This is a genomic window from Saccharothrix obliqua (assembly GCF_019375475.1).
GTDB classification, from domain to species: Bacteria; Actinomycetota; Actinomycetes; order Mycobacteriales; family Pseudonocardiaceae; genus Actinosynnema; species Actinosynnema obliqua.
Genome location: NZ_JAHXGQ010000002.1, coordinates 751171 through 775901 on the forward strand (window position 1 = coordinate 751171; position 24731 = coordinate 775901).

27 protein-coding genes are annotated in these 24731 nt (G+C 69.8%); 11 read left to right on the forward strand and 16 right to left on the reverse strand.

Annotation, left to right across the window (positions count from 1 at the left end; genetic code table 11):
* Window positions 1–1157: 1157 nt before the first annotated feature.
* The 16 genes from KZQ38_RS09305 to KZQ38_RS09380 form a co-directional block, all read right to left on the reverse strand.
* Complete coding sequence (locus tag KZQ38_RS09305; protein WP_308258316.1) at window positions 1158–3866, reverse strand: BTAD domain-containing putative transcriptional regulator; 2709 nt, start codon at window positions 3864–3866, stop codon at window positions 1158–1160.
* Between the two features lie 214 nt (window positions 3867–4080).
* Window positions 4081–4449, reverse strand: coding sequence for a hypothetical protein (locus tag KZQ38_RS09310; protein ID WP_219440235.1), 369 nt, complete (start codon window positions 4447–4449; stop codon window positions 4081–4083).
* Window positions 4450–4492: 43 nt separating this feature from the next.
* Window positions 4493–4882, reverse strand: coding sequence for a pilus assembly protein TadG-related protein (locus KZQ38_RS09315; RefSeq protein ID WP_219440236.1), 390 nt, complete (start codon window positions 4880–4882; stop codon window positions 4493–4495).
* 49 nt (window positions 4883–4931) lie between these two features.
* Window positions 4932–5420, reverse strand: coding sequence for a TadE/TadG family type IV pilus assembly protein (locus tag KZQ38_RS09320; protein WP_219440237.1), 489 nt, complete (start codon window positions 5418–5420; stop codon window positions 4932–4934).
* A gap of 6 nt (window positions 5421–5426) precedes the next feature.
* Window positions 5427–5846, reverse strand: a complete 420-nt coding sequence (locus KZQ38_RS09325) for a TadE/TadG family type IV pilus assembly protein (protein ID WP_219440238.1) — start codon at window positions 5844–5846, stop codon at window positions 5427–5429.
* A 5-nt stretch (window positions 5847–5851) separates the two neighbouring features.
* Entirely contained in the window at window positions 5852–6040 is a 189-nt protein-coding gene (locus KZQ38_RS09330) for a hypothetical protein (protein ID WP_219440239.1), read from the reverse strand.
* Between the two features lie 31 nt (window positions 6041–6071).
* Window positions 6072–6965 carry a type II secretion system F family protein gene (locus KZQ38_RS09335; RefSeq protein ID WP_219440240.1) on the reverse strand — a complete coding sequence of 298 codons (894 nt, stop codon included), beginning with the start codon at window positions 6963–6965 and terminating at the stop codon, window positions 6072–6074.
* Window positions 6962–7870: a type II secretion system F family protein gene (locus tag KZQ38_RS09340; RefSeq protein ID WP_219440241.1), complete on the reverse strand. Its 909-nt coding sequence runs from the start codon at window positions 7868–7870 to the stop codon at window positions 6962–6964. The genes KZQ38_RS09335 and KZQ38_RS09340 overlap by 4 nt, the downstream gene beginning before the upstream one ends.
* Window positions 7867–9297, reverse strand: coding sequence for a TadA family conjugal transfer-associated ATPase (locus KZQ38_RS09345; RefSeq protein ID WP_219440242.1), 1431 nt, complete (start codon window positions 9295–9297; stop codon window positions 7867–7869). Before KZQ38_RS09345 ends, KZQ38_RS09340 begins: the two co-directional genes overlap by 4 nt.
* Window positions 9294–10079: a CpaE-like family protein gene (locus tag KZQ38_RS09350; RefSeq protein WP_257900980.1), complete on the reverse strand. Its 786-nt coding sequence runs from the start codon at window positions 10077–10079 to the stop codon at window positions 9294–9296. Before KZQ38_RS09350 ends, KZQ38_RS09345 begins: the two co-directional genes overlap by 4 nt.
* Entirely contained in the window at window positions 10079–10774 is a 696-nt protein-coding gene (locus KZQ38_RS09355) for an SAF domain-containing protein (RefSeq protein WP_219440243.1), read from the reverse strand. The genes KZQ38_RS09350 and KZQ38_RS09355 overlap by 1 nt, the downstream gene beginning before the upstream one ends.
* Window positions 10775–10884: 110 nt before the next feature.
* Complete coding sequence (locus KZQ38_RS35970; RefSeq protein WP_257900981.1) at window positions 10885–11709, reverse strand: hypothetical protein; 825 nt, start codon at window positions 11707–11709, stop codon at window positions 10885–10887.
* On the reverse strand, window positions 11703–12272 hold the full coding sequence (locus KZQ38_RS09365; RefSeq protein ID WP_257900982.1) for a hypothetical protein: 570 nt from the start codon (window positions 12270–12272) through the stop codon (window positions 11703–11705). The genes KZQ38_RS35970 and KZQ38_RS09365 overlap by 7 nt, the downstream gene beginning before the upstream one ends.
* 26 nt (window positions 12273–12298) lie before the next feature.
* Window positions 12299–12943 (reverse strand): prepilin peptidase, encoded by a 645-nt coding sequence (locus KZQ38_RS09370; RefSeq protein ID WP_219440244.1) that lies wholly within the window; start codon window positions 12941–12943, stop codon window positions 12299–12301.
* A 275-nt stretch (window positions 12944–13218) separates the two neighbouring features.
* Complete coding sequence (locus tag KZQ38_RS09375) at window positions 13219–14064, reverse strand: SDR family NAD(P)-dependent oxidoreductase (protein ID WP_219440245.1); 846 nt, start codon at window positions 14062–14064, stop codon at window positions 13219–13221.
* 28 nt (window positions 14065–14092) lie between these two features.
* Entirely contained in the window at window positions 14093–15109 is a 1017-nt protein-coding gene (locus KZQ38_RS09380) for a GAF domain-containing protein (protein WP_219440246.1), read from the reverse strand.
* A gap of 1371 nt (window positions 15110–16480) precedes the next feature.
* On the opposite strand from KZQ38_RS09380, the gene KZQ38_RS09385 reads away from it, so the two are divergent.
* The 11 genes from KZQ38_RS09385 (at window position 16481) to KZQ38_RS09435 (ending at window position 24728) form a co-directional block, all read left to right on the forward strand.
* A complete protein-coding gene (locus KZQ38_RS09385) occupies window positions 16481–16723 on the forward strand; it encodes a hypothetical protein (RefSeq protein ID WP_219440247.1) in 243 nt (80 codons plus the stop codon).
* 226 nt (window positions 16724–16949) lie between these two features.
* On the forward strand, window positions 16950–17432 hold the full coding sequence (locus KZQ38_RS09390; protein WP_257900983.1) for a hypothetical protein: 483 nt from the start codon (window positions 16950–16952) through the stop codon (window positions 17430–17432).
* A gap of 6 nt (window positions 17433–17438) precedes the next feature.
* Window positions 17439–18143 carry a 7-cyano-7-deazaguanine synthase QueC gene (gene queC, locus KZQ38_RS09395; protein ID WP_219440248.1) on the forward strand — a complete coding sequence of 235 codons (705 nt, stop codon included), beginning with the start codon at window positions 17439–17441 and terminating at the stop codon, window positions 18141–18143.
* 200 nt (window positions 18144–18343) lie between these two features.
* Window positions 18344–19123, forward strand: coding sequence for a reverse transcriptase domain-containing protein (locus KZQ38_RS09400; RefSeq protein WP_219440249.1), 780 nt, complete (start codon window positions 18344–18346; stop codon window positions 19121–19123).
* A gap of 5 nt (window positions 19124–19128) precedes the next feature.
* Window positions 19129–19686 carry a formylglycine-generating enzyme family protein gene (locus tag KZQ38_RS09405; protein WP_219440250.1) on the forward strand — a complete coding sequence of 186 codons (558 nt, stop codon included), beginning with the start codon at window positions 19129–19131 and terminating at the stop codon, window positions 19684–19686.
* Window positions 19683–20144 (forward strand): DUF6884 domain-containing protein, encoded by a 462-nt coding sequence (locus KZQ38_RS09410; protein ID WP_219440251.1) that lies wholly within the window; start codon window positions 19683–19685, stop codon window positions 20142–20144. Before KZQ38_RS09405 ends, KZQ38_RS09410 begins: the two co-directional genes overlap by 4 nt.
* Window positions 20141–21205, forward strand: coding sequence for a glycosyltransferase family 2 protein (locus tag KZQ38_RS09415; RefSeq protein WP_308258317.1), 1065 nt, complete (start codon window positions 20141–20143; stop codon window positions 21203–21205). The genes KZQ38_RS09410 and KZQ38_RS09415 overlap by 4 nt, the downstream gene beginning before the upstream one ends.
* Window positions 21202–22179, forward strand: a complete 978-nt coding sequence (locus KZQ38_RS09420; RefSeq protein ID WP_257900984.1) for a radical SAM protein — start codon at window positions 21202–21204, stop codon at window positions 22177–22179. The genes KZQ38_RS09415 and KZQ38_RS09420 overlap by 4 nt, the downstream gene beginning before the upstream one ends.
* Window positions 22176–22745, forward strand: a complete 570-nt coding sequence (locus tag KZQ38_RS09425) for a phosphoribosyltransferase (RefSeq protein ID WP_219440252.1) — start codon at window positions 22176–22178, stop codon at window positions 22743–22745. Before KZQ38_RS09420 ends, KZQ38_RS09425 begins: the two co-directional genes overlap by 4 nt.
* 64 nt (window positions 22746–22809) lie before the next feature.
* A complete protein-coding gene (locus KZQ38_RS09430; protein WP_257900985.1) occupies window positions 22810–23874 on the forward strand; it encodes a glycosyltransferase family 4 protein in 1065 nt (354 codons plus the stop codon).
* Entirely contained in the window at window positions 23874–24728 is an 855-nt protein-coding gene (locus tag KZQ38_RS09435) for a 5'-3' exonuclease (RefSeq protein ID WP_219440254.1), read from the forward strand. Before KZQ38_RS09430 ends, KZQ38_RS09435 begins: the two co-directional genes overlap by 1 nt.
* The last annotated feature ends 3 nt before the right edge of the window (window positions 24729–24731 follow it).

The following is a 24731-nucleotide window of genomic DNA, read 5'->3' on the forward strand; positions in this document are numbered from 1 at the left end:
GACGCCCGGATGCCTTCCCTGGCTGCCCTTGCCGTCGCTTCGATCGGTGGCCAGCAACGTGATCGCGCACAGCAGGGCTTCCAACACGTTCATCGCTAGAAACCGGAGCCGCAGCGTGATGCCCGGCGGCGAACGTCGTCAGCGCTGCCCACGGGTACCTGCCCAATTCGCCGATCTCACTGCGCTCGACAACCTCAACGCCGCAGCGCAGTCGCCGGAGATCGTCTCGGTGGGCGGTCACCTCGCTCATCCATCCGGATCAGCCCGGTTCGACGGTGAGCAGGGTCTCGCAACACAGCCGCGCGCGACACCCGCGGGGTGCCCTGCTCGGCTGGTATGGGCAGCCTGGCCGGACTCCGAGGCGCACGTATCGGTCTGCACCATGCCGAAGACTTGTTCCCACCTCCCATTCTCAATACGACTGCCCGCAACAAGGACGGGGTCCGGACTGCCTCGAAGGTGTCGTCACTCCTGCCGTATGCGGGCCGCCGGCGGGAGGGAGTCCATGGCGACAAGCTTTCACGCACCCAGTGCCCCACAGACGTACTACAGCCATTGTCACCGGACTCGCGGCACGAGGAGCCGAACGGCCAGCGGGCGGTCGTGTCAAGCGGCGCGCCGAGCAGGCCGAGCAGGCCGAGCACAAGGCCCCGCGATGTGTTCACCGACTTGCAGGCAAGCGAGTCTGGGTCGACCGCAGCCCGATCCCTTGCCCCTGACCGCCACCTTTGCCGTCCACAGGGGTACCGACCTAAGAGGTCCCCCAACCTGTCCTTCCATGTGATCCTCCATGTGCACCGCCACAGGACCCTCGCTACCGCACTGACCGTCACTTGTGCCGTGATGCGACCAGGTCGAAACGCTTGGAGTACGGAGGACGACTTCACCGATTGGCGCGATAGAAATCGAGACCGCCACTGCGAATGATGGGCGATACCGGCCGTAGCAGCGCACGTCCGCTCCATGGTACCCCGAATGAACTGTCCTGTTTGGACGCTACGAAGCGTATACAAGACAACAATCAGGCTAGGTCCAGGACCCGCTTCCCTTTGGGGGTCTTCATGGCGATCCGTCTTGGAGGGCGGTACCCCGCCGACCGCCGCGTCAGCCGAAGGCTGGGATGGGCAGCGGGCTTATGGCCAAGATGGTTCGGGTGTCTACGGTGGGTCGTGGCGCCGGCATAGCCGCTCGGCGAGGCCGACTGTCTGTGGTGTGGGTCGGTCGTCGAGTTCGGCGAGTCTGGTGGTCAGCAGGGTGAGTGTGCGTGGGACGGCGTCGAGGTGGCCGAGGCGTTCCTGTAGTCGCATGATGTCGCGGTAGATCAGTTCGTTGTGTGGGTCGAAGGCGCGCGCGGTCTCCAGCAGGTCCAGGGTCTGTTGCGGGTCGTGGGTGACCAGGGCGCGGGCGAGTGCGGCGACGGCGTCAATGGCGTCGCGGCGGGTGGCTTCTCGTGCGGTTTCGATCCATTCGGTGTTCATGCCGTCGGCCAGTGGGCCGCAGTAGGTGTCGACGATGCGCCGGTATGCCTCGATTCGCTGGTGGTCGGTGGTCGCGGTGCGGCGGGCGTGCACGGCGGTGGCGAAGTGCCAGTAGTCGACCTGGACCAGGTCGGGGGCCAGGTGGTAGCGGCCTTCGCCGGCGACTACCACTGCGGTGCCTGTGAGGGTGCCTTTGGTCGCGGTGGTGAAGGCGTGGCGTAGGCGGGTGAGGCTGGTGTTCATCGCGTTGGTGGTGCGCTCTGGCGGGCTTGTGGGCCACAGGGCGGCGGTGAGGGCTTCTCGGGTTGTGCCGTGCGGATGTAGTGCGAGGAACAGCAGTAGTTCACGCAGGCGGGGTTGGAAGGCTGCGGTGACCTCGCGTTCAGGGTCTGCCGGGTCGGGGCGCCACCACACTTGCGGCGGTCCCAGGGTTGTGATGCGCAGTGGTGCGGGCGCGGTTTCGCGTTCGGGGACGGCGGTGGTCGGTACGGCTTGGTCGATGTGAGGCGTGGGTTGTCTGGTCGTGGATTCGAGGATTTCCAGGCGGTGCGGGTGATCGCTTTGTCGCCCGGCTTGGTCGTGTGTGGTTGGCTCGGGGTGGGTGTCGCCGGTCGGTTCGTTGACCGTGTGCTCTGCGGTGGGTTCCTGGGCCTGGCCGGCGGTGGCGGGTTCGGCGCTGTGCAGCAGGGTGAGCAGGTCGGCGGTGTGGTCGTCGCCGAGGTGGTAGACGCGGGTGCCGCGCAGTGGTTCGCCGGGGCCGGGGTTGGTGGCGGAGATAACGCCGTCGTCACGGACGTAGGCGGTCACGCCGGAATTCCACTGGCCCAGCAGCAGGCCGGCCACGCCGACGGCCGATCCGTTGTCCAGCACGGCTTGCAGCCGGCGGGAGTTCCCGGTGGGCGTGGCGGTCACCAGTACGAGCGGCTTCCTCTGGCGGCCCGCCGCGGGAGCTTGGCCTATGCGCACGAGGGTTTCGGATTCCAGCATGTCGAGCGCGGTGTCGAGGTCGGTCGTCACGTGCAGGTTCGCTGGACGCGGTGCCTGCGCCGCGCGTCGGCCCAGGAGTGTTGTGAGGTGCTGTGCCGGGAGGACCACCGTGGCGTCTCCGTCCGCGGCGGTCAGGATGGTGACGAGCAGTGCGCGGGTGGCGTCGGTGGCACCCGCGCCGAGCAGTCCCAGGCCGTGTACAGCGGCCAGGTCCAAGGCGATCTCGCGGCCGTCGCGTACTCCGACCGGCAGGACGGGTTCCCTGCCGTCGAAAGTGCTGTCGTCGTGGCCGAGCACGACCGGTGGTGTCGGAACCAACCGCGTGCGCGGCTCCAACTGGTCAGAGTCGGCATCGGGCTCGGGGCATTCGTGGTCGGCGGGCAGGTGCGCCAACCTCAGTCGGTAGACGACTGGGGCGATGGGCAGGTCGCCGCGGTCTCCGCTGCCGGGGCGGTAGCGGCGTCGGTTGTGGTGACGGGCCACGACGAGGGCTGTGCTGACCGCTGCGACCAGGCCGAGGCCGACGAAGAACTCCGTCCCGCCGAACCCCGGCTCTCCGCGCGCGGCCGTGTCCGGCGGAGCGGAAGTGGTGGGCGGTCGTGGGACGACCTGGCTGCTGGGTGGCGGCGTGGTGGCGCGAGGGGGTGTCGGAGGCGGTGGAACGGGTGGTGCCGTGGGAGGAGTGGCGTCATCGGGCAGGGTCAGTTCTTCGCCGGGGTAGATGAGGTCGGGTCGGGTGAGGGTTCCGCCGTCGGGTTGGGGTTTTCCTTTGTTGAGTTCGTAGATTTCCGGCCAGCGGGTGCCGTCGCCCAGGATGCGTTGGGCGATGCGCCACAGTGAGTCGTGAACGCCGGTTTCGGGATCGCGCGGGAGCACCACGGCGGTCTTCGCGTAAGTGGGCTGTGTGTCGGCGGCGGTCTGGGCTGTCCGGTGCGGTCCGTGGTGGATGGTCGGGTAGTCGGATGTGTTGAGCAACGCGGGGATTGCCGCAGTGGCTACTGCCGCGCTGCCAGTCGGGGTGGATGGTGCCGAAGAGTGGATGCGCTGTCCGAGAACGGAGATCAGGACCGCGCCGACGAGCACGGCCGCGGTCCGGTGCACCGGTCCGGCCGCCGTCAGGTTCGGCAGTCTCGTGTCGCGGGCGATGCGGATCGCGCTGCGGACGACGTCGAGGGTGAAGAAGACCCAGGTAGGCCAGGCCAGGCAGGCGAGGACATTCAGTAGGAACGTCGTGGTCATCGGGCTGAGCAGCACGCGTTGGATCTCTGCCGGGGAGGGTGGATGGTCGGGCAGCGGCCAGCCGACGAAGTGCGTCAGTGCCCATGGCAGCCCCGCCAGCAGGGCGGTCAGGACGACGGCGGCCGGCACTCCACGCGCCAGCCGTACGGCGAACCCGAGCACGCGCCTCGCGCGGCGCCGTGCTGCACCGCGCGCTCGCCGCGGCCGGATCGGCACCTGGCCAGGGGGGTGCGTTGCGGCCATGGCGTACTCGTTTCGTTGACAGGACAGCAACCCTCGTGCTCGCCGTCCGAGGGGGGTGCCGGCACGTGGCTTCGCGCAGAGGGTCGACCCGGCGCGGCAACGGACAGGTGGGTCAGTTCACCGGAGCGGCTGTTCAGGCGGATGCGTGCTCCGTACCGGTGGAGTCCCGCTCTACGCGTGGAGCGGGTGTGTGGTCGGGTGTCGCCGTCCGCGGGTTCGTGACTTTCCTGCGTTTGCCGCGGCCGGTCTTGCGGCCCGCGAGCCACGTGGTGAGGTCGGCGGGCTTGAGGTCGGTGAACTCGGCCAGTTCGTCGACGTCGATGACGTCCTGGGCGGAGGCGAGCACATCGCCGAGTGCGCGCTCGACGTTGTCGAGCTGGTCGAGGATGGTGGCGCGGTGCTGGGCGAGTTCACCGATCTGCTGTGCGGCGGCGGCTCTGCGGGCGCTGCGGGCGGTGTCAGCCTGCTCGATGCGATGGCGGATCTCCTCGGGCGTTGCCATGACGCTTCCCTTCTCCTGGCTTCGTTTCGGGTGGGTGGTGTGGTCATGGGTCGGTCGCGGTCACCCCGTGTCGCGGCCGGGCGCTGCCGTGGCTGTGGACCTGGAGGGTGTCGATGCCGACCAGGGCCAGCAGTTGGGTGGTGCGGGTGGTGGTCACGGTGACCGTGACGGTGTCGCCGGCGACGGTCACGGTGCCGGTGGCGTTCTCGGTGGCCAGGTGCGCTTGGGCGTGGGCGATCGCCTGGGCGGGTAGCAGCCGCACGGTTCCGTTGGCGCGGTAGGCGGTCAGGTCGATGGCCTGGGCGCCGGCGCGGGCGGCGGCTTCAGCCTGTCCGGTGGCGCGGGTCTTCGCGGCCAGTGCGAGGCCGCCGTCGAGGGTGAGGCCGGCCAGGGCGAGGATGCCGGTGGTGAGCACCACGACGAACGCCGTCACGGGGTCCACCACCGTTTCGGCCTGCCGCGGCCTCGGGTGCGTCGGCGGGTCATGTCGGGTTCCCGGTGCTCGCTGTGGATCGCCACAGGTCGACGGGTTCGACGGCGGTGGCCTTCAGCGTCGTGGTGGCGGGCACGCCGAGGATGAGGGCGTCGCCGAGGTCGACTTGGCAGGACACGGTCACAGTCACGGTGCCGCCGGGTCGTAGGTCGCCGGTGGAGGTGGTCACGGCCAGGGATGCGCACGTCACGCCGGCGTTGGACAGCGCGTTCGCGGCGGTGGTGTGGGCGGCGGTGGTCGCGGCGGTCGGGGCGCGTTCGATGCCGGCGGCGCGGGCGGCCTGGTGGGCGGCGTCGTCGATGCGGATACGCGCGTCCACGCCGCGGTGGATCAGCACGGCCACGAAGACGAGCAGCATGACGAGGAACGGGGTGGCGATGGTGAGTTCGGCGGCGACGGAGCCGTCGTCGGACCGCCACCACTTCCGCCGTTCCTGGTGGTCGTGGCCGTGCCGAAATGGTGTCGTCGGTGTGGTCATGGGCTCTCACCCGCCTGTCGGGTCGGGGACGAAACGCTCGACCGGTCCAGCGGCCTCGGCGTGCACGTGCAGGCTCAGGAAGGGCACGAGCGAGGTCGCGGTGCCGGTGATGCGCACCGACGCCGACGTCATGCCGCGGTCGGTGCTGACGGTGGTGTCGCGTAGTGGGCCGGCGGCGAGTTGGTCGAGAATGTGCCGGGCGCCCGCCGTTCCCGCCGCCGAGGTCCCGTTCTGTGCTCTGGCCGCGGCCAATCCGTGTGAGGCGGCGGCTTGGGCGATGTGGGTGGCGTGCGACCAGAGCGTGAACTGCACGGTGGTCAGCAGCATCAGCATCAGCAGCGGCGTGGCGATGACCAGCTCGGCGCTGACCGATCCCCGCTCATCGCGCAAAGCCCGTCGAACCCGGTGTATGCGGTGGCCGTTCATGGGGTTCACATGGTGATGCCGTTGGCTTTCTCGGTGATTTTGGCGGCCACGATCGCGATCACCGCGAGCGCGGTCACCACGAGCAGCGCGGTCACCAGGACGGTCTCGGTGGAGTATCCGGCGTCGGGCTGCCGGCGCAGTTGTTCCCACCGGGCGCGCGCGACGGTCCGCAACGTTTCGATCTGCGGGTGCATGGTGTTCTCCTCCAAGGTGTCGGGCCGGGTGTCACAGTCCGGTCAGGACTTGGGTCAGCGCGGGATAGGCGATGAATGCCAGGAAGCCGAGGAACAGAGCCATGACCGGTAGCGACATGCGTTCGGTCGCGGCCTGGGCGCTGCCCTCGGCTTCGAGGGTCTGGCGGGTGCGCAGGGTGTGTGCCTTGGCGGCCAGCGAGCCGCGGACCCTGGCGCCCTCGGTGCCGGCCAGGCTGATCGAGGCGGCAAGTTCGGTCAGCTCGGTGACGTCCAGTTCCTCCCCGAGCCGGCGCAGGGTGGACCAGGGTGTCGTGCGGGTCAGGCGTGCGGTGTCCAGGGCGCGGTGGATCTGCTCGAACGCCGCACCGTGGCCGATGTTCGCCGCGTCGCCCAGGGCGCTGTCCACTCCGGCGCCGCCGGCCAGCGAGATCCACACCAGGTCGAGATAAGCCGACAGGGCGTGGCGGACTCCGACGCGCAGCCTGGCGGCGGCGGAGCGGGCCCGCAGGTCCGGTAGGGCGAATCCGACGGCGGCGAGCACCAGGCCGGCGACGGCGGGCAACTCGACGCCGGGACCGGCGCCGGCCACGGCGAGCACCACGACCGGCAGGGCGGGCACGAGCAGTCCGGCGACGGCGAGGGCGGCTTTTTCAGCCAGGTGGGTCGAGGTCGCCTTCCCGAGGACGGCGAGGTCGCGAGCCAGGCGCGGTCCGGGCAGGCCGAGCGCCCACAACAGCGCGACCGCAGGACGACCCAGCCGCGCGGCCCGGCCGGTGGCGTCAGTGGCGAGGATCGGCACGGGTGTCGGGGACGCGGTGGCACGGGCCAGGGCCTCGCCGAGGGCGGGGCGCGGTGGGAACAGGGAGACCGCCAGTGCCCACATCCCGATCCCGAGCCCGGCCCCCAGGGCGACGACGGTGATCACGATGCCACTCCTGCCTGCCGGTCACCCGGGAACGCCTTCCGCCCGTCGAGGGAAAGGAACCGGTCGGGCTGGGCGACGTGGGCGATGCGGGCCAGCCAGGCGAAGCCGACGGCGAACAACGCTCCGATGCCCAGCAGCACGAGTTGCCCGGTCGCGCTGTCGTAGGCGGCCATGTAGGAGCGGTTGAGCAGCACCACGGCGGCGGCGAAGACGAGGGTGGTGCCGACGATGACCCGCACCGAGGTGCGGGTGCGGGCACGACCCGCTTCCACCCGCATCCGCATCGCGGCCTGGCCGCGGGCGGCATCGGCCAGCGAGCCGAGCAGGTCGGCCAGCCGGCGGGTCTGCTGCTCGGCGGCGAGCAGCAGGGCGGCGATGACCAGGTCGCCGACCGGGTCGTCCAGGCGCTCGCCGAGGCGACGCAGGGCGGGCGCCAGGCGCTCGCCGTTCTCGATCCCGGCGGCGAGGTCGTCGATCTCTCCGCGGATCACGGCGGGGGCGAGCGGGACGGTGGCGAGGATGGCCTGTTCCAACCCGGCGGCGGCCGACAAGGTGTCGCGCAGCATCTCGGTCCAGGTGGCGACGGCCTCGGTGCGCGCCACCCGGCTCGCGTGCTCGGGGTCGCGGCCCAGCACCCGCGGCAGCGCCCAGGCGGCGAGCCCGGCCAACACCGCGCCGACGACCCACCCGGTCAGCAGACCGGTCACCACGGCAGCGGCCACCGTCAATGCCAAGCGCGGCGTCCGGTGCCGGCCCACCGCGCCGGTGCCGCGCGTGCGGGGCCGGTTCGGATCGGTGCCGCGCCGGCCGAGAACGACCAGCAGCAGGCCGATCCCGGTGCCCACGCCGAGCAGGGCAGCCACAGCAGTGGTGGTCTCCAGAGCGACGTCCGCCGTGGAGTTCATGGGGCCCACCAGCCTTCGGGGTTTTCCAGCACGGCGGGGTCGAAGCCGACGTCGACCAGGTCGTCGAGGGTGTCGCCACGCAGGGCCCCGGCCACCGGGCGGGCACGCCGGTCGGGGCCGGGGCGGTAGACCTCGTTGGAGATCACCTGGGGGCCGTCGGCACCCACCACCTCGCGGATCGAGGACACCACCCGGGTCCGGCGGTCGGCGGCGCGGGCCAGGTGCACCACGACGTGCACCGCCGAGGCGACCAGCAGGTTCGTCGCCTCCACGGGCAGCCGCTCGACACCTTGTGCGGCGTAGGACGCCAGCCGCGTGAACGCGATCCGCGAGCTGCTGGCGTGCAGGGTGGACATCGAGCCGTCGTTGCCCTGGCTCATGGCGTTGCACATCGGAATGACCTCGGGGCCGCGGATCTCGCCGACGATCACCCGGTCTGGGCTCATCCGCAATGCCCATCGGACGAGATCGGCCTGGCTGATAGCGCCGTGGCCCTCCACGTTGGGTTCGCGGGCCTGGAACGCGGTCACGTCGGCATGGATGTCCGGGTCGTGGTCCAAGCCGAGTTCGAAGGCGTCCTCGACGGTGACGACACGTTCCAGCGGATCCATCTCCGAGGCCAGCGCACGCAGCAGGGTGGTCTTGCCCGCGCCGGTTCCACCGGTGATCACCACGTTCCTGCGGGCCTTCACCACGGCCCGCAGGAACGCCTCCACACCAGAGTCCAGGGTGCCCCGGCACCGCAGCTCGGGCAGGGTAACGGTGAGGTAGCCGTGGCGGCGGATCGACAACGCCGTCACCCCACCCGCTGTCACGCCCATGACGGCGAACAGCCGCTCACCGCCGGGGAGCTGGAGGTTGACCGCCGGGGACCCCTGGTCGAACCGCCGCTCCTGGCTGCTCGCGCGGGCGGCGAGCAGCCTCACCAGATCGGTCAGCTCCTCGTTCGAACCCGCGATCGGCCCGACCCGGACGCGGCGGCCGTCGTCGTACTGCACGAACACCCGGTCGTACCGGTTGGCGTTGATCGTCTCCACGGACGGGTCGTCCAGCAGGGGCTGCAACCCGGCCATGCCGAACACCTCGTTGACGACCTCGCTCACGACCCGCTGCTCGGCCTCGTGGAGCAACAACTGCCGACCCGCGGCCAACTCGTTCTCGGTGTGCACCCGCAGCGCCTCGTCCAGGACGTTCCGCGCCAACTCCCGGCGGGCCTCGTGGGTGACGGTGACACCGCCGCGCTCCCGCTGGTCGGCCACCTGCCGCGGAAGATCGTCGGTCAGCCGCTCACGCAGGTACCGACGCAACCGCGTGGCGGCCGAGCGGTCGGCCTCGTCCTTGTTGTCGAACGGACCGGGCCCGTCGAGCCGCCGACGGACGTCCAGCGGCTGCTCGGCCACCGGGTGGTGACTGATGGGGTGTGTCATGACGCACGACCTCCCTGCCGTTCGTGAGGGTGCTGTGCCGACGACGCGGTCGGTCGGTCACACGCGGCGAGTCGGGTCGCGACCCGGTACGCAAAACGACCCAAGGCCGAGTGGGAAGGCGCGCCGCGGCGGAGCCTGTTCAGCCGCCCGCACAGCACGGCCGCGCCGACCGGGTCGTACGGCACACGCCCCAGCGGTGCCACACCGAGTTCACGAGCGACCTCGGCCTCGCCGTACCCCTCCCCCACCAACAGCAGCACGCAGTTCGGGCACCACCGGCCGACCGCGGGCAGCCTGCGCGGCAAGTGCGCGAGATCGTCGGCATGAGCCCGCGACAACAAGACCACCACGTCGCTGGACCGCACGAGCGGCGAAGCCGGTGACCCCGGATCCATTCGCCCGCAGTCGGCGATGACCACGACGCCTGGCTCACCGGCCACCGCGCGCAACACCTCCGGCTTACCGGTCGGATCATGGGCGAGCGCGGACAACGCCGCCCTGGCCTGCTCGGCATCCGGCGGTGCGACGACCACCGGCACACCACCGGGCAGCGGTTGGGCGTGCCGCCACACCAGACCGGCGTCGCCACCGCGACGCGCGGCGGCGGCCATGCTCACCAGACCGGGCGCCGAGGACAAAGAGAACCGCAGACCGAGATCTCCACCGGACGGGTCGGCTTCCACCACCAGCACACGGGCGGGCACCGGCCACACGGCGGCCAGCGCCACCACGAACGTGGTCACACCAGGCGACCCCTTCAACGACACCACCGACACCAACATCAACGACCTCCCGCAGCGGTGGAGAGCAACACGATCGCCAACTGCCCGACGGACACCGCGGCGACCTGCCGTGCGGCGGCCTCCGCCATCTGCACTGACACCACAGCGGCCTGCCCGTTCACCGCCGCGGTCACGCCGGTCACCACAGCGGGCCACGCCATGCCACCGCCGGCGGGTGGACCGGTCGCGGAGCCCGCCTGACCGGGGACGAACACCACCGACACCCGCGCACCCGCGGTGACCTCGGGTGGGAACTGGCCCGGTTTCAGCGCCAGCGCGGCGAGTGCCTGACCCTCGACGGGAACAACCGCACCACCCACCGCACCCGGCGTGAGCAGCGTCCCCGCCGACAGGCTGGTGGCCAACGGCCTGCCCACCACCGTGGCCGCCCGGTCGGCGTCTACCACCGCCACACCAGGGTCGACCGCGACGTCGACCTGCCGCAGGTCCTGCATAGCGAGCACCTGCCCCACCGCCACGTCGCGAGCCAACGAAAGCACCGCTCGACGGTCACCGGAATGCAGCGAGATCACCACGAACCCGCCCGCACACGCCAGCACGAGCAGCACCCCGAGCAGGAGGTGGGGAACGCTGCGGTGAAGGGGCAACCGCTTCCTGCCGTTGCCGACCCATCGACCGTCGCCTGCGGTCACGGGGCGGTCTACGCCTGTCCTGGCCGTGGTGTTCGTGCTCATGCCGGAACCTCCTGAAGGCATAGGGGAAGCGCGCCGCGTCGTCGAAGCGTTCAGCGAGCGGTCAAGGGTGTTGCTGCCGTTTGTGTTCTTGGACGAAGGCGAGCCGCCGGTCAGCCGCCGTTGTTCAGGGCCTGCGACTCCACCACGCGGAAACTGGTGCCACCGGTCGTGGTCATGTCCGGGAACGTTCCACCCTGGCCCGCCCCTGACCAGGTCACCACCCAGCGCACGGTCACCGTCACGGGAAACTCCTCTTCCGGTTGCCCTGCCGAGGAACGGTGGTAGACATGTCCGCAATCAGGCGAAGTCGCCCGAGGATCGGCACCCGCTGTGTAGGGCGTTCCCGCACCGGCACACGTCACCGTCGAGCCATCGCCCATCGACCAGGACACCGAGATCGGCTTGGCGGTCGCTGCCACGGAGACACCCGGCACCGACGCCGTCGCTGAGACTTCGCTCCACCCGCTCGACAACCACAACCACGTCGGCAGGTGCACCAACTGGTCACCGACCGGGCTTGCCGCAATGACCACAGAGGGCAACTGCAACCTGCTGCGTGCCGTGTCCGCCAACTCGGCCGGGGAAAACGTTGGAACCTCGTCTTTCTTCACCCAGACCGGCCCATGCGACAACGGGTCCTTGCCATCGGGCGAACACCGCACCATGAACCAATCTCCATCACCGGCATCCCCGCCGGGCGGCTCCTTCTTCACCGGCACGTATCGACAGGCCGCCTGTGCCGGGTCGATCTCGTCGGAGTAGCCGACCTCACCGGGCCGACCGATTACCTGCCCCTGGTGCTGTTCCATGGCGGCGCTCAGGTCACAAGCCGCCGACCCGACTCCGCATTCCACGTTGCCCCACAGGTCGGCCGACGCCGGACAGGCCGCGGCCAGCACCAACACCGTGGCAAAACCCGCTGCCTGCCTCAGCATGAGCCGATCTCCCTCACCACGAACCGGGAAACCTTCCACGACCGATCCGACTGCCTGGTCACCAACGCCTCGATCCGTCGACGCCCGGTCGGGTCGTCGGCCGCGCGTTCGCCGTTGTCGGCCCGGTGCCGGGTCCAGTTCGTCGAGTCCCCGCAGTCCCGCACCACGACCGTCGTCGGCGCCTCGGCGGGCTCGGCAGTGGTGGCAACGGGGGCGAGGTTCGGCTGTCCTCGCGAGACCACTCCTTGCTCATACGCGGCGTGCAAGCCCTGGGTCAGGCTCGTGAGCGCTTCCCCCACCGCGAACTTGCCCAAGGCCGCAGACCGCCAATCCGAGGTCGTACCGGCGTCGGCGTACGCCTGCCACATGCCGCGGTAGACATCCAGTGCCGAGCCCACCTCGTCGGAGGTGGTGGGCACCGGTGTGGACGCCTCGGAGGGGAAGGAGGCGTCCACACCGGCTAGGACGCCCGACGTTGCGGGCGAGTCCACAGTGGAGGGAGCGCAGGAAGCGACGACGAGCGCCGTGACAAGGACCGATGCCGTGCTGTGGAAGATCCTCATGCCTTGCCTCACTCGCTGGTGCACCGTCAGATGTGAAGAACCGTGTGGGCGACACCTGCGATCAGTGCCGGCCCGAGGGCGACGTGGTCGCCACGGCGGATGCGCCCGAAGGAGAGAAGTACGAGGGTCGTGGCGGCTGCGAACACAAGCCCGGTCATGAGTCCGGAGAGAACGTAGTGCCACCCGAACCAGCCGAGGTAGGCCCCTCCCGCGGCGGCCAAGGTGACGTCGCCGAATCCCAGAAACGGCTGTAGTCGCAGGTAGATGATCGAACCGATGATGAACACGAGGAGCGCAGCCGCTCCTGCCCGCATGAACGGCCCTGCGTCGCGCTGAAGGACACCGAGAACTCCGAACTGGGCCATGCCTCCCGCCAGCAGTGCGCCGACGATGCGGTGGGGCAGGCGGTGGCAGCTCCAGTCGATCAGGGCGAGCAAGAGACCGAGGATCACCAGCCAGGCAACGACCGTTGTCATGGTCGCAGGCACCATGTGCGCCACGTAGGTCAGCGATCCGGACAGGAATGCGCTCGCCGCGAGCAGTGGTATCCAGCCGACCTCCGCGACGACCTTCCACGACAGCGCCTCGCTCCACGCGATCGCGTGGCCGAAGATCATGGTCAAAGGACCTACTACCACGCCCAGCAGCCCGTAGAAATACAAGATCGTCACGACAACCCCCGACGGGGCAAGCAACCACTGTGCTCCACATCGGACGGACCGCCACGATCCGACATGCTGAACGATGACTACCGAGACTTGATGGTCGCCGAGACACGGTGTCCCCGATCGCCTGGAGGCCACCCTCAGGCAGCCTCGTCGAAGCAATTCAGGGATCAGCTCGATGGCGACAAAGCCAACCCAATCGGCACTGAGCCGATTGGCCTAGCGTAAGCAGCGATGCCAGACGCGTCAACCCCGGTGCGTGAACAACCCACCGCAGTAGGTCACCACCGCCTGGCCCTGCCCCTCCGACGGCCTCCGAGCAGTCGCGCGAGCGCCGGCACCAGGTCCTGGTAGTGGCCACCCACGACGCGTGCGATCACCGCGACGAGGCGCGCGTCGGAACCCACGAAGACCCGCGCCCGCCTACGTTCGACACCTCGCAGCACGATCATCGCCGCTTGCTCCGGCTCGGTGCGCGCAACCCGCGTCTCGAAGCTCTTCGTGACCGCGTCCGGGTTCTCACCAGCCGCGAAGAGGCCGTTGCGGACGATCGGCGTTCGGACACCGCCGGGGTACACGCACGTCACGGCAACCCGGTGCCCCGAAGAGGACACTTCCTGTCGCAACGACTCACTGAACCCGCGAATGGCAAACTTCGATGAATTGTATGCCCCGTACTTCGGGGCCGCCACCAGACCGAAGGCGCTCGCGAAGGTCACAATATGACCCTGCGAGGCGGCAACGTAAGGCAAAAATGCCTTCACCACGTGCACGGTGCCCAACCAGTTCACCGACATCACCCGCTCGAAATGCGAAACATCCGAATCGAGCAAGCCTCCCCGGTGGATTATCCCAGCGACAGAGAAGACCGCATCGATGCCATCAAGCTCATCGTTCACCACGACCGCGGCACGCTGCACGGCAGCCCAGTCGGTCACGTCGACAGCCTGAGCAAGAACGCGCACCCCGGCCGGTTCACATCGACGAGCGGTTTCCTCCAGTGCCTGATGGTCGTGGTCAAGCAGTGCCACGTGCGCGCCACGCCGCGACAGCTCGACCGCCAGCGCCCGCCCGATCCCGGAGCCGGCACCGGTGATCACGGAAACCTTGTGTTCGAAGCGGTTCATAGTCTCCGGTGCCTTCGCCGGGAGTGCTTCAACCGGGAGCGGTCAACGTCACCAGGGCCGCCGTGGTGTGCTGGTCGAGCAGCATGAGCGACGCCGTGACGACCACCTCCACCCAACTGCCGTCCTCACCGCGAAGACGCAGGGCACCACGGGCCCGCCCGCTGGAGGCAAGCTCCTCGGACATCCTGACAGCGGTGCGGAGATCCATGCGGTGAATCGCCGGGCGGTGCGCGGCGTCGAGCTTCCAGGCGATGCCGGGCGGAGCGTCGTCGAGCCACCGCAACAACCTCATCGTGCGCAGGTCCACGATCGCACGCCATCGACCAGGTGTCGCTTCGGCGGCGAGGACCTGCTGGGCCAACAGCACCGGCATCGACGGCGGAGCGGCCGGCACGCTCTCGGCCGGCCCGATGTCGTGGGTGATCCCGCGAACCACCAACTCGACCCGACCCCTGCTAACCGGAACCTCGACGCAACGACACGCGAAGTGGACTGCGCGTCGCACGCCATCGTCGCGCTTCACCGTCCACGTCGCCTGGTGTTCGGCCCCCGCGGTCGCGTTGACGAGGAGAGCGAGAGCCTTCGACTCGTCCGAGTTCGCCTGCAACCGCCCGTAGGCGAACAGCTCGGCGAGGTCGTGTTCGTTCCTCCAGTTCTGAGCACTTGTCCCATACAGTCGAAGGAGATCATCCGATCGGCTGCTGATGTGCCGCGTGAGGTTGATGTGCCAGGCACCGGCGGGATCTCGCGGCGGAGGTTCCTCGTCTCTTCGCCCCACCCAGACGTAGGCACCGTGAGCGCAGCCGCCATAGGCACGCACGGGATACCCGATCAGACGACGCTTCCCCGTCGAAGTCGCGACCTCCACCCTCTCCCCCGTCTCGACCACACGCGCGATCAAGGCCAAGGAGTCCGCGAGGAAGGGGCCGCGGCCGAGAACCGTCCGGAGCGGGACCATGTTCCTCGGACTGCGCCCCAAGGCCAACACCGATGGTTCGCGACGCTTGCCACCGAACGTCTCCACCAACAGCCAGTCCGTCGCCATCGCTCCACCCCTGGTCGATGATCAGCCCGAACAGGAGTTTATCGCCACTGTGGCGCTCGGCGCCCGTACACCAGGTTCCCCAAGATCGCAATGACGTCCATTTATTCTCCCGAAGGGCAACCCGCCGGGCCGATGGTTCGACCGATCGAGCGAGCCACGGCTCCGTACGACATGCGCCCTAGCTGTTGGACCTGCGTGGGTTCTTGTCGGGAGCACTGTGCGCCAACGCAGCTAGCCGTCCCTAGCCCGTTCGAGCCGCGTCGCCGACTCAGGTCGCAGGAGGCAGAGCCGGGATGGAGGCGACCTTCTCGGCGGGGGAATGCTCCCCTCCGAGGCCAAGGCTGCCTCCTCGCGGCGTCATGCACGTCCCACGTTCGTAGCGGTCGACCAGGCTGATGCTTTCGTCCCTGTTTTAGCAGGCCAAGGTGCATGACCGTGCCGGCAGCATCATCCCCGGCGGGGATCGACGGTTACTTTCCGCGCCCGCAGCTCGTCAGCCTGTTCCCCCGGACGGGTCAGGGCCGCTACCACAACCCGCGCCAACGTGTCTCCGCTTTTCCGGGGAATACAGGCGGTGGCATTGAGTTTCACCCGGATGGCATATCGCGGTTCTGTTGTCACTTCCGCAGGTCATTACCGTTGCCGCCCCGTTGCCGCCCCATCGCCGCCGCGCGCCCGCTCTGGTTCGGCGCGCGTCGCGGACGTTTAGATGCGTGGGCGGGTTTCACAGCGGCTCTACCGGCACCGATGCACCGGAACCCGCAACCCCTCCCGGTCCGACCGACCGATAGCCCAATGCTCGACGCTATGGGAGTAGCAGAAGTTCTGGACAAAAGTAAATCGGGACTCGCTGAGTTACGGAGTAGATGATGACACTCTCCCAGCGATTCGCGGAACCTGCGGTTCCGCGATGCCCACAAACAAAGCTCGCTGTGCCGCGTTTCCTCGCGCAGCCGGTGTGGGTACGGAGTTGGACCACCGCACAAGGCGGTGACGCGCGATGAACGACCGCGGACCGTGGGCGGTGACGTGCCGGGATATCGCCGGCCGCCCTCGGAGTTTGACGGTGCTCGTGCGTGGCTCGGACGTCGTAGTGATGGCTCCTCCGGGTGAGGTGGCCAGGCTCGACGCCGCTGAGACCGAGCAGTTCCGCTCCGTGTTCGCCACGGCTGTCGAGGTGGCCGCCACCCCTGCCCCCGGTAGGACCGGCCTCTCCGAGGAGATCGGCACAGCGAGCACGGTGAAGCAGCACGGCGACGGCGGACCCCCGGCCGTCGCGGGACGCCCTGCTTCGCCGTCATGTCGCGGCGGAACCACGACCCCGATAGCTGGTTCCGCCGCGATCCCCGCCCTGCGAGGTGGGGTGGCGTGATGTCGTTGGCTCTCGTCATCACGGCGATCGCCGCTGTGGTGTTCGTCAGTTGCCTGCGGTCGCGGGCCTTCCGGCGACGGCGCTCCGAGACCACCTCCGGCAGACACAGCCAGGCCGTGTCGTCCTACGTAGGCAGGCATTGGCGCGAGCCGAAGCAGCCACCGTCACCCGTGTTGTCGCACGCGCTGGCGACGGTCGGCACGCACGGCTTGGGCTTCATCAGGGAAAGCGAAGCCGCGTGAGCCGTCTCGACAACCGGCCAACAACCGTGCGCTCCGCATCCGGTCGGCCGGCACAGGGTCAGGGCGGTGCCTGACGTCCCCCTGATTCTCGAACTCGCGCCGACCGTTGATCAGCGCGATCCGCGCGGCCATGAGTGCCGCGTCCTCGATCACGGCGGGGCCGGGTTTTCCCTTGAGGCGCGCCTCGGCTCCGCCGCACCAACCTCTGCACGACGGGAGCCTTTCCATGACCACAGCAACCGCGACCGACCCCGAGCGGCACGACGACATCGAGCCGAGCGTGCTCCGGCGGTACTACACCAACCTGCTGAGCTGGCCGACAACGATCGACTCGCAAACCGGCGAAGTCCGTTTGTGCCTGGGCGAGACGGTCGACGCGCTGGTGATGCGGGCCGGGTTCGGCGGCGAGGTCAACCACGAACTCGTCCAGGCGATGATGCGCGCTCCGATCATCGTCGCGCCCGGCAAGAAGGCAGTCGACTGGGTCTTCCTGACCCAACCGCGCACGCACATGCGCCAGTCGACCCTCGACGACCTCATGGCCGCCCAGATCGGTTGGTACAAGCCGGGCGACACGGTCGCGCTGCCCGCCTTCGGCGAGACCGAGGACGGCCTGCGCTGGTTGCAGCGCCCCGAGGCGGGCGAGGAACTTCCGAGCTGGGGAGCCGTTGTCGGCGCGGTTCGGCGCACCTTCACGCGAGCGTGGTGACCGGCCATGAAGATCGACTGCCTCGAGCACCGCCACCCCGAGCACGCGGTCGTCATCGCCTCCGGCGGCCTGGACTCCACCGTGCTGGCCTACTGGCTGGCCGCCCGCCACTGCCGACTGACGCTGGTCTCGTTCGACTACGGGCAGCGCCATCGCATCGAACTCGACCACGCCGCCGAGATCGCACGGCTGCTCTTGAGCCCGCATCGGATCATCGACCTGACGAGCCTGGGCGCACTGCTGACCGGTTCGGCGTTGACCGACACCTCGGTGGCGGTGCCCGACGGGCACTACACCGACGAGTCGATGGCGGCCACGGTGGTGCCCAACCGCAACGCGATCATGCTCGACATCGCCGTGGCGGTCGCCATCGCCGTGCGCGCGGACGCGGTGGCCTTCGGCGCGCACGCGGGGGATCACACCATCTACCCCGATTGCCGGCCGGAGTTCGTGGAGCGGTTCGCCCGCAGCGTGCAGACAGCCAACGAAGGGCTGCTGGTGCCGGGGTTTCAGGTGCTCGCTCCCTTCCTGACGCTGACCAAGACCGACATCGTGCGCGTCGGCGAGGCACTTCAGGTGCCGTTCGCCCGCACGTGGTCCTGCTACCGAGGCCGGGCAGTGCACTGCGGCACCTGCGGAACGTGCACTGAACGCCAAGAAGCCTTCCGCGACAACGGCATGACCGACCCCACCGTGTACAGGGCCACCTGAGGGGCGTGAAGATCATGGACGCGAAGCCTGCGAACCCTGGGCTTGAACGGGGCCGTCTTTCCTTCGTTCACAGCTCGCGTGTGTTGGGTTGCGAGCCTGTTCTCAGTGATCGAGGGAGCGTGCCTGCCGCTCAAGCTGGGCCCACCCTAGCGCACCCGCGTGCCGTGCCACCAACCCCTGCCCCGCAGGCGCACTCGCTGATGTCGTTGCTGGACGAGAAGCATCTGCGAACCGCGTTGCGGCAGTGCGGACGGCGCACCTCGGCTCCTGGTGCGGATCGGATGACGCTTGGGGAATTGCGTCGGCGTTCCGCCGAACTGCTGCCCCAGCTGGCCGCGCAGTTGGCCGAGGGCACTTGGCAGCCGGGCCCGGTGCGAGAGGTGTTGTTCCCGACTTACACCGGCAAGCCGATGACGGTGTGCGTGCCCACGATGATCGACCGGTTGGTACACCGCGCGCTGCGCAACGCGATCGAGCCGATCCTGGAGACGCAAGTGCTGGCAGACTGGGTGTCCGGCTACCGGCCTCGCCGCAACCGCATCACCGCGCTACGCCACGCCGCGGCTCACATCGCGGCCGGCTTGCGCGCGGTCGCCGACGTCGACGTCGCCTCGGTGTCCGAGAACGCCACGGTCGAGCAGGTCGTCGACTGGTGCGCCCAGCACATCCACGACGGCACCTTCCTCAACCGGGTGCGCACCGCGCTGGCCGCGATGCCGTACCCGCTCGTGCCGGGTTCCGGACTCGCGCCGCTGCTGATCAACCTGCGCCTGTCCAATTCCGACGCCCTGCTGGGCGGGCTACGAGTGGTGCGGTTCGCCGACAACTACGCCGCCTTCGCCGCCGACGAGACCGAGGCCCACGCCGCCTTCACCGCCATCGCCGAGGCCCTCGCCCGATTCGGGTTGCGTCCCAATGAATCCAAGAGTCGCGTGCGGGCACGCGCCAACGTCGAAGACCTGTTCCTGATCGGGGGCTGACCACCATGCAGATCGAGTGGGTCGAGGTACCCGGCGGGACATGCCGGTTCGGCGACGACGCCCGGCCAGTAGAGATCCGCACGCTGCTGTGGACGCGCACCCCGATCACCTACGCCCAGCTTCGCGGCGAGCGCGGTGGTGACAGCGGGCTGCACCCGGTCACCGGGATGACCCATGCCGAGGCCGCCGAGAGCGCCCGCGCCCTGGGCGGGCGGCTGCCGACCTCGGCGGAGTGGGAGTGGATGGCGGGCGGAACCGCCCGGCGACGCTGGCCGTGGGGCGACCAGGACTGGACACCCGAGTTGGCGAACCTGCGCGACCGCGGCCTCGACACCACCAGCCCGGTCGACGCCCACCCCGATGGGGCGACCCCGGAGGGACTACTGGACGTGGCGGGCAATGTGTGGGAGTGGACCGCCCGCGCCAGGATGGGCGGCGGCGTCACGCTGCGTGGCGGCTCCTACGCCTCGCCCGCGCTGTACGCGCGCACCACTTTCCTCAACGCCGCGCCCGCCGAGCTGGCCTCGCCGGGCATCGGGATGCGGGTGGTGCGCCAGCCGTGACTCCCAGCAGCGGACTCGATCCCGAGCAGGGGCTGATCATCGTCTCCTGCAGTCGGGAGAAGCTGGTCACCACGACCCCGGTCCCGGCGCTGGAGCTGTACCAAGGCGCGCTCACGCCCCGCCTGCGCAACCACCTCTCAACCGAACACCGGGCACGGCTGCGCATCCTGTCCGGCGCGCACGGCCTGCTGCACCCCGACGACCTCGTGGGCACCTACGAGCGCAAGCTCCGCACCCGCGGCGAAGCGCAAGGGCTTCAGGCTCGCGTGTCCGAGCGCCTGACCACCGAGCTGCGGGACCAGGCGTTGCGGCACGTGTTGGTGGTGCTGGAGCCGCTGTACCTGACCGCCGCCGAGTGCCTGTTCGACCACGCGCCGCCGCTGTCGCTGACGTTGCTACCCGACCCCGTGGACTGGGCTGGGACGAGCGCCGTGTTGTCCGGCTGGGGCTGGCTGTGACCACGTCCGAGTTCGCCCCCGGCCAGCTGCCACTGCGGGAGGAGTTGCTGCGGCACGGCAACAACCACAGCTCCACCACCCATACGTGGGAGGCCCTCGCCGACGGAGTCGGCTGGCACGAGCCCACCCCGTCGGACTGCCGGCTGGCGTCCGCACGCACCGTCTCGGTGGTCATTCCCGCCCACCAGGTCGGCTACTGCCTGCCCACCGTGCTCGACGCCCTGGACGCCCAACACCATCAGTACGAGTTCGAGGTCATCGTCGTCGACGACGCCAGCACCGACGACACCGCCCACGTCGCCGCTCGGCACCGGGTGGTCGACCGGCTGGTGCGGTTGCCGCAGCGGATGGGCGCAGCCACCGCCCGCAACGTCGGCACCGCCCTCGCCAAAGGGCGAACCGTGCTCTACCTCGACGGCGACATGGTGATCCCGCCGCACGTGATCAACGACGTCGCCACTCGCGCCACCGACACCAGCGTGCTGGTCGGCTTCCGCCACAACCTGCGCTACGAGGTGCACTCGCAGGACGCGGCGATCCTGGGCCGCATCCCGAACCTCGCCGCCGACCACCGGGTCGTGTGGCGACCACCGCCGGACGTCGTGCTGCCCTACAGCGGGATCACGCTGCCCGAACCGCTCGACGGCCGACCGCTGGACGACACCCACGACTTCATCGACCTCGGGTACGGGCAGTCCTACTACGACTGGGACCTGCCCCGCATGGTCGTCACCGCCCTGGTCGCCGTACCCCGCGCCGCCGTGCTGGACGTCGGCGGCTTCGACCCGGAGTTCGGCCGCCTCGGGTGGGGCATGGAGGACACCTACCTCGGCGCGTGCCTGATCGCCGCCGGGCTGCTGGTCATCCCGCTGCGCCAGGCCGTCGGGTTCCACCTCGACCCGCCCGACGCAGCTGAGCAGTGGCAGCACAAGCTCGCCGGCTGGCCGCACACGCTGGCCCGCTACCGCGAGCTGCTGGAGCTGCCCGCGCCGCGAGGCCGCACCCACGCCTTCATCTCATCCATGTCCGAGCTGCTCACCCACTGCGAGGGACGCCCATGACCACGACAACCACGACCACAGGCCGAACCTCGGCGCGCCGGATGGTCGGTTCCGGCACGCGCGGCGGGACCGGTGTCGTCTACGACCCGCTCACCGGTCTGACCCACCGAACCGGCCAGCCGATCCTCACCGGACGCACCGCCCTGGCCCACGAGGGCATCACCTCGCTACCGGAAGTCCACCCCGGCGAGTTGGGCGACGTGATGCCGGTCAGCGTGTGCTGGTCGCCCATCGTGCGCTGCAACCTGGCCTGCCCGCAGTGCCTGGACGACAAGACAGTCCCGGAACTCGGCCGCGGCGAGCGCGCCGAGGTCGCCGCCAGGATCGCCTCTTCCGGTGTACTCGGCGTGGACGTCTCCGGCGGCGAACCGCTGCTCATCCGCGACCTGCCCACCCTGCTCGACGTGCTGGTCGACGGCGGCTGCGCGGTCAGCGTCACCACCAACGGCACCCACCTGACCCGCCGCGCCGAAGCCCTCGCCCGCCGGGTCGACGCCATCCGGGTCAGCTTCGACGGCCCCGACCCCGAGCGGCACGACCGGTGGCGCGGCGAGGGCAGCTTCGCCAAAGCCGTCTCCGGCACCCGCGCCGCCCTCGCCCACGGCATCCCGACCCAGATCCAGACCGTGCTCATGCGCTCCACCGCCGCCGGACTACCCGCGCTGGTCGAGCTGGCCGACCGTCTCGGCGTCCACGGCGTCACCGTCCTGCAGTACCTGCCCTTCGGCGAAGGCGCTCCCCTCGCCACCGCCGAACAAGTGCCCGACGAAGACGCCCGCCACCTGGTCGCCGCGCTCGGCACGACTCCGGTCCCGGTGCGGCTCCGCACCCGCGCCGACGCCGCCGGGTTCACCGTCGTGCGCGCCGACGGACAGGTCTGGCGCAACGCCCAGAACACCACCACCATCGCTGCCCTGCGCCCCCTGACCGGGCCGGTCAGCCTGGCCGTGACCGAACGGGACGGTTCAGCATGAACCGCACCGCACAGCGCGTGTTCGAGCACCAGCGCATCTGGAGGGTCACCCCCGAGGCCCTGAGCGACGCCTGCCTGCTGCTGTTCGCCGCCATCAGCCGCGATCACCCGAAGGTCGACCACGTCATCGGCATCGCCAACGGCGGCGTCGCCCCCGCCCGCATCCTCGCCGGCCGACTCCGCGTGAAACCCAGGAGCGTCCACGCCCGGCACAACGCCGACGACGGCCTCTACCGGCAGGCCACCGGCAGGGTCACCGTCGACTTCGACGCCTTCTGCCGCGACCTCGGCCTCAGCCGCCGCAAGCTCGACGGCACCATCCTCGTGGTCGACGACATCTGCGGCAGCGGCGCCACCCTGCACAAACTCCGCAACCTCCTCACCCCGGTCCTCGCCCCGGACGCCCGCGTGATCACCGCGACGTTGTGCCTGAACACCGGGGCGCAGACCTGCCCGGACTACTCGGTGTGGACCGTGTCGGACTGGGTCAGCTTTCCCTGGGAGAAACGCCCCGATCAGCCGACCACCGACATACCCCTTCCGAAGCGGGCGACCAGCCATGCCTGACGCCGGCAAACCGCTGACCATCGCGTTCGTCCTGGCCTCCTACACCCACGACGCCCCGGCCGGGATGGAACGCGCCACCGCCGCCCTCGCCCACGGTCTCCGCCGGCTCGGACACCGCGCCCTGATCATCACCGCCACCGAACCCGATCACGCCACCGATGAGGAGATGGACGGGGTGGTGCTCAGCTCGGTCGGGGTCACCTTCCCCGCCGACGACGATGAACTGCGCGAGGCGATCAGCACCCACGGCCAGGACGAGATCATCACCGCCGACCTGCGCGCCCTCTACCACCGCCACCGCGTCGACATCGCCGTCTACGTCGACGCCCTGTGGGGGCTGGGACGCCTTGCCCCAGAGTGCGACGGCGTACGCACGGTGCTCGCGATGCACGTCGTCGGCCACGACCAGGACCTCGTGCCCGCACTGCAACGCGCCGAGTTGGTGGTCGCGCCGTCGACCACGGTTCTCGGACAAGCCCACGCCCGAGGCTACGACAGCACCTGCTGGCGAACCGTGCCCAACGCCCTGCTCGACGAGCACAACGCGCCCGACACCCGCCAGCGCGAGGCGTTACGGCAGGGCGGACCCGTACGTGTGCTGGCCCGGCTCGGGCCGGAGAAGAACGTCCGCGCCCTGCTCGACGCAGGCCGCCTCGTCGACCGCGGCATCGAGGTCGTCCTCGCCGAAGCCGGGTTCGAGCACACCGCCGGCGCACAAGCCGCCGAGTACCGCCACTGCGCCCACTCCGCCGCCCACCTGCTCATGGGCAGCGTCCGCGACGACGGCCTGCCCTGGAACCAGGTTCAGCCGTGGCTCGCCAACGCCGCCGTGGTCATCGTGCCCTCGACCAAGGAGACCTTCGGCCTCATCGCCCTGGAGGCCATGAGCGTCGGCACCCCGGTCGTCGCCTTCGACGTGGACAACCTTCCCACCCTCATCGGCACCGACGACGGAGCGGGCGGAATCGTGGTGCCCCGCGCCCACGGCGAGTTCGGGCTCTGGGCTGCCGCCGAAGTCCTCCTCGACGATCCGGTACGCTACTCAGCGCTATCACGGGCTGCGTACTACCGCTCGCGGGACTATCTGCCCACCACAGTCGCCCATGACTTCCTCAAGGCGGTGCGGTGATGACCGATGTCCCACTTCTGCTGGTCGACGGCCACAACCTGCTCTGGCGCGGAGCCTTCGGCTTCCCCGCCGCGATCCACTCGCGCGACAAGACCCGCGATCTGACCGCCGAGTTCGCCTTCTTCGCGCTACTGCGAGTAGCCATACGCGAGGAGTTCACCTCCCCGCCGGAGGTGATCGTGGTATTCGACGGCCAGCACGGCGCTGCCGAACGCCAAGCCACCGACAGCGACTACAAGGCCAACCGCGGCCTCGACGAGGCCGCGCTCAAACCCATCCGCGCCATCCCGCACGTCCAGCAAGCGCTGACCGCCTACGAGCTGGCGTGGATCGAGATCGACACGGCCGAAGCCGACGACGTGATCGCCACCCTCGTCACCCACGTCCGCCGCGACGACCCCGAGCGCCGGGTGTGGATCATGTCCGGCGACCGCGACTTCTACCAGCTCATCGATGACCGCGTCCGGGTGCTCAACACCACCATGAAGCGAGGCCGCCGCCACATCGAGCCCGACACCGTGTTCGACCGCTACCGAGTCCAGGCGGCCCAGTGGGCGGACTTCCGAGCCCTCACCGGCGACCCGGCCGACAACATCCCCGGCGTACGCGGCGTCGGGACGGGTACCGCCGCCAAGCTCCTGGCCGGCGGCCTCACCCTCGGTCAACTGGCCGACGCCGGGCGGCTCACCGGCGCCAAGGGCAAGGCCGTCGCCGAAGCCTGGGACCAGCTCCTCGACTGGCGCGACCTGATCAGGATGCGCACCGACCTCGCCCTGCCCCTGCTGCCCACCGGCCACAGCAGCCGGCCCCTGCCCACGCCCGCCGAGGTCATCGACAAGCTTGGACTGTGGTGACGC

Bases quoted from the DNA above. Each gene is read 5' to 3' on its own strand.
- KZQ38_RS09340 (WP_219440241.1), bottom strand. From the start codon at position 7,870: ATGAACTCCACGGCGGACGTCGCTCTGGAGACCACCACTGCTGTGGCT.
- KZQ38_RS09425 (WP_219440252.1), top strand. From the start codon at position 22,176: ATGAACCGCACCGCACAGCGCGTGTTCGAGCACCAGCGCATCTGGAGG.
- KZQ38_RS09435 (WP_219440254.1), top strand. From the start codon at position 23,874: ATGACCGATGTCCCACTTCTGCTGGTCGACGGCCACAACCTGCTCTGG.
- KZQ38_RS09320 (WP_219440237.1), bottom strand. From the start codon at position 5,420: ATGACCACACCGACGACACCATTTCGGCACGGCCACGACCACCAGGAA.
- KZQ38_RS09380 (WP_219440246.1), bottom strand. From the start codon at position 15,109: ATGGCGACGGACTGGCTGTTGGTGGAGACGTTCGGTGGCAAGCGTCGC.
- KZQ38_RS09400 (WP_219440249.1), top strand. From the start codon at position 18,344: ATGTCGTTGCTGGACGAGAAGCATCTGCGAACCGCGTTGCGGCAGTGC.
- KZQ38_RS09355 (WP_219440243.1), bottom strand. From the start codon at position 10,774: ATGAGCACGAACACCACGGCCAGGACAGGCGTAGACCGCCCCGTGACC.
- KZQ38_RS09430 (WP_257900985.1), top strand. From the start codon at position 22,810: ATGGAACGCGCCACCGCCGCCCTCGCCCACGGTCTCCGCCGGCTCGGA.
- KZQ38_RS09385 (WP_219440247.1), top strand. From the start codon at position 16,481: ATGTCGTTGGCTCTCGTCATCACGGCGATCGCCGCTGTGGTGTTCGTC.
- KZQ38_RS09420 (WP_257900984.1), top strand. From the start codon at position 21,202: ATGACCACGACAACCACGACCACAGGCCGAACCTCGGCGCGCCGGATG.
- queC (WP_219440248.1), top strand. From the start codon at position 17,439: ATGAAGATCGACTGCCTCGAGCACCGCCACCCCGAGCACGCGGTCGTC.
- KZQ38_RS09375 (WP_219440245.1), bottom strand. From the start codon at position 14,064: ATGAACCGCTTCGAACACAAGGTTTCCGTGATCACCGGTGCCGGCTCC.
- KZQ38_RS09390 (WP_257900983.1), top strand. From the start codon at position 16,950: ATGACCACAGCAACCGCGACCGACCCCGAGCGGCACGACGACATCGAG.
- KZQ38_RS09325 (WP_219440238.1), bottom strand. From the start codon at position 5,846: ATGAACGGCCACCGCATACACCGGGTTCGACGGGCTTTGCGCGATGAG.
- KZQ38_RS09330 (WP_219440239.1), bottom strand. From the start codon at position 6,040: ATGCACCCGCAGATCGAAACGTTGCGGACCGTCGCGCGCGCCCGGTGG.
- KZQ38_RS09350 (WP_257900980.1), bottom strand. From the start codon at position 10,079: ATGTTGGTGTCGGTGGTGTCGTTGAAGGGGTCGCCTGGTGTGACCACG.
- KZQ38_RS09405 (WP_219440250.1), top strand. From the start codon at position 19,129: ATGCAGATCGAGTGGGTCGAGGTACCCGGCGGGACATGCCGGTTCGGC.
- KZQ38_RS35970 (WP_257900981.1), bottom strand. From the start codon at position 11,709: ATGCTGAGGCAGGCAGCGGGTTTTGCCACGGTGTTGGTGCTGGCCGCG.
- KZQ38_RS09365 (WP_257900982.1), bottom strand. From the start codon at position 12,272: ATGAGGATCTTCCACAGCACGGCATCGGTCCTTGTCACGGCGCTCGTC.
- KZQ38_RS09310 (WP_219440235.1), bottom strand. From the start codon at position 4,449: ATGGCAACGCCCGAGGAGATCCGCCATCGCATCGAGCAGGCTGACACC.
- KZQ38_RS09345 (WP_219440242.1), bottom strand. From the start codon at position 9,297: ATGACACACCCCATCAGTCACCACCCGGTGGCCGAGCAGCCGCTGGAC.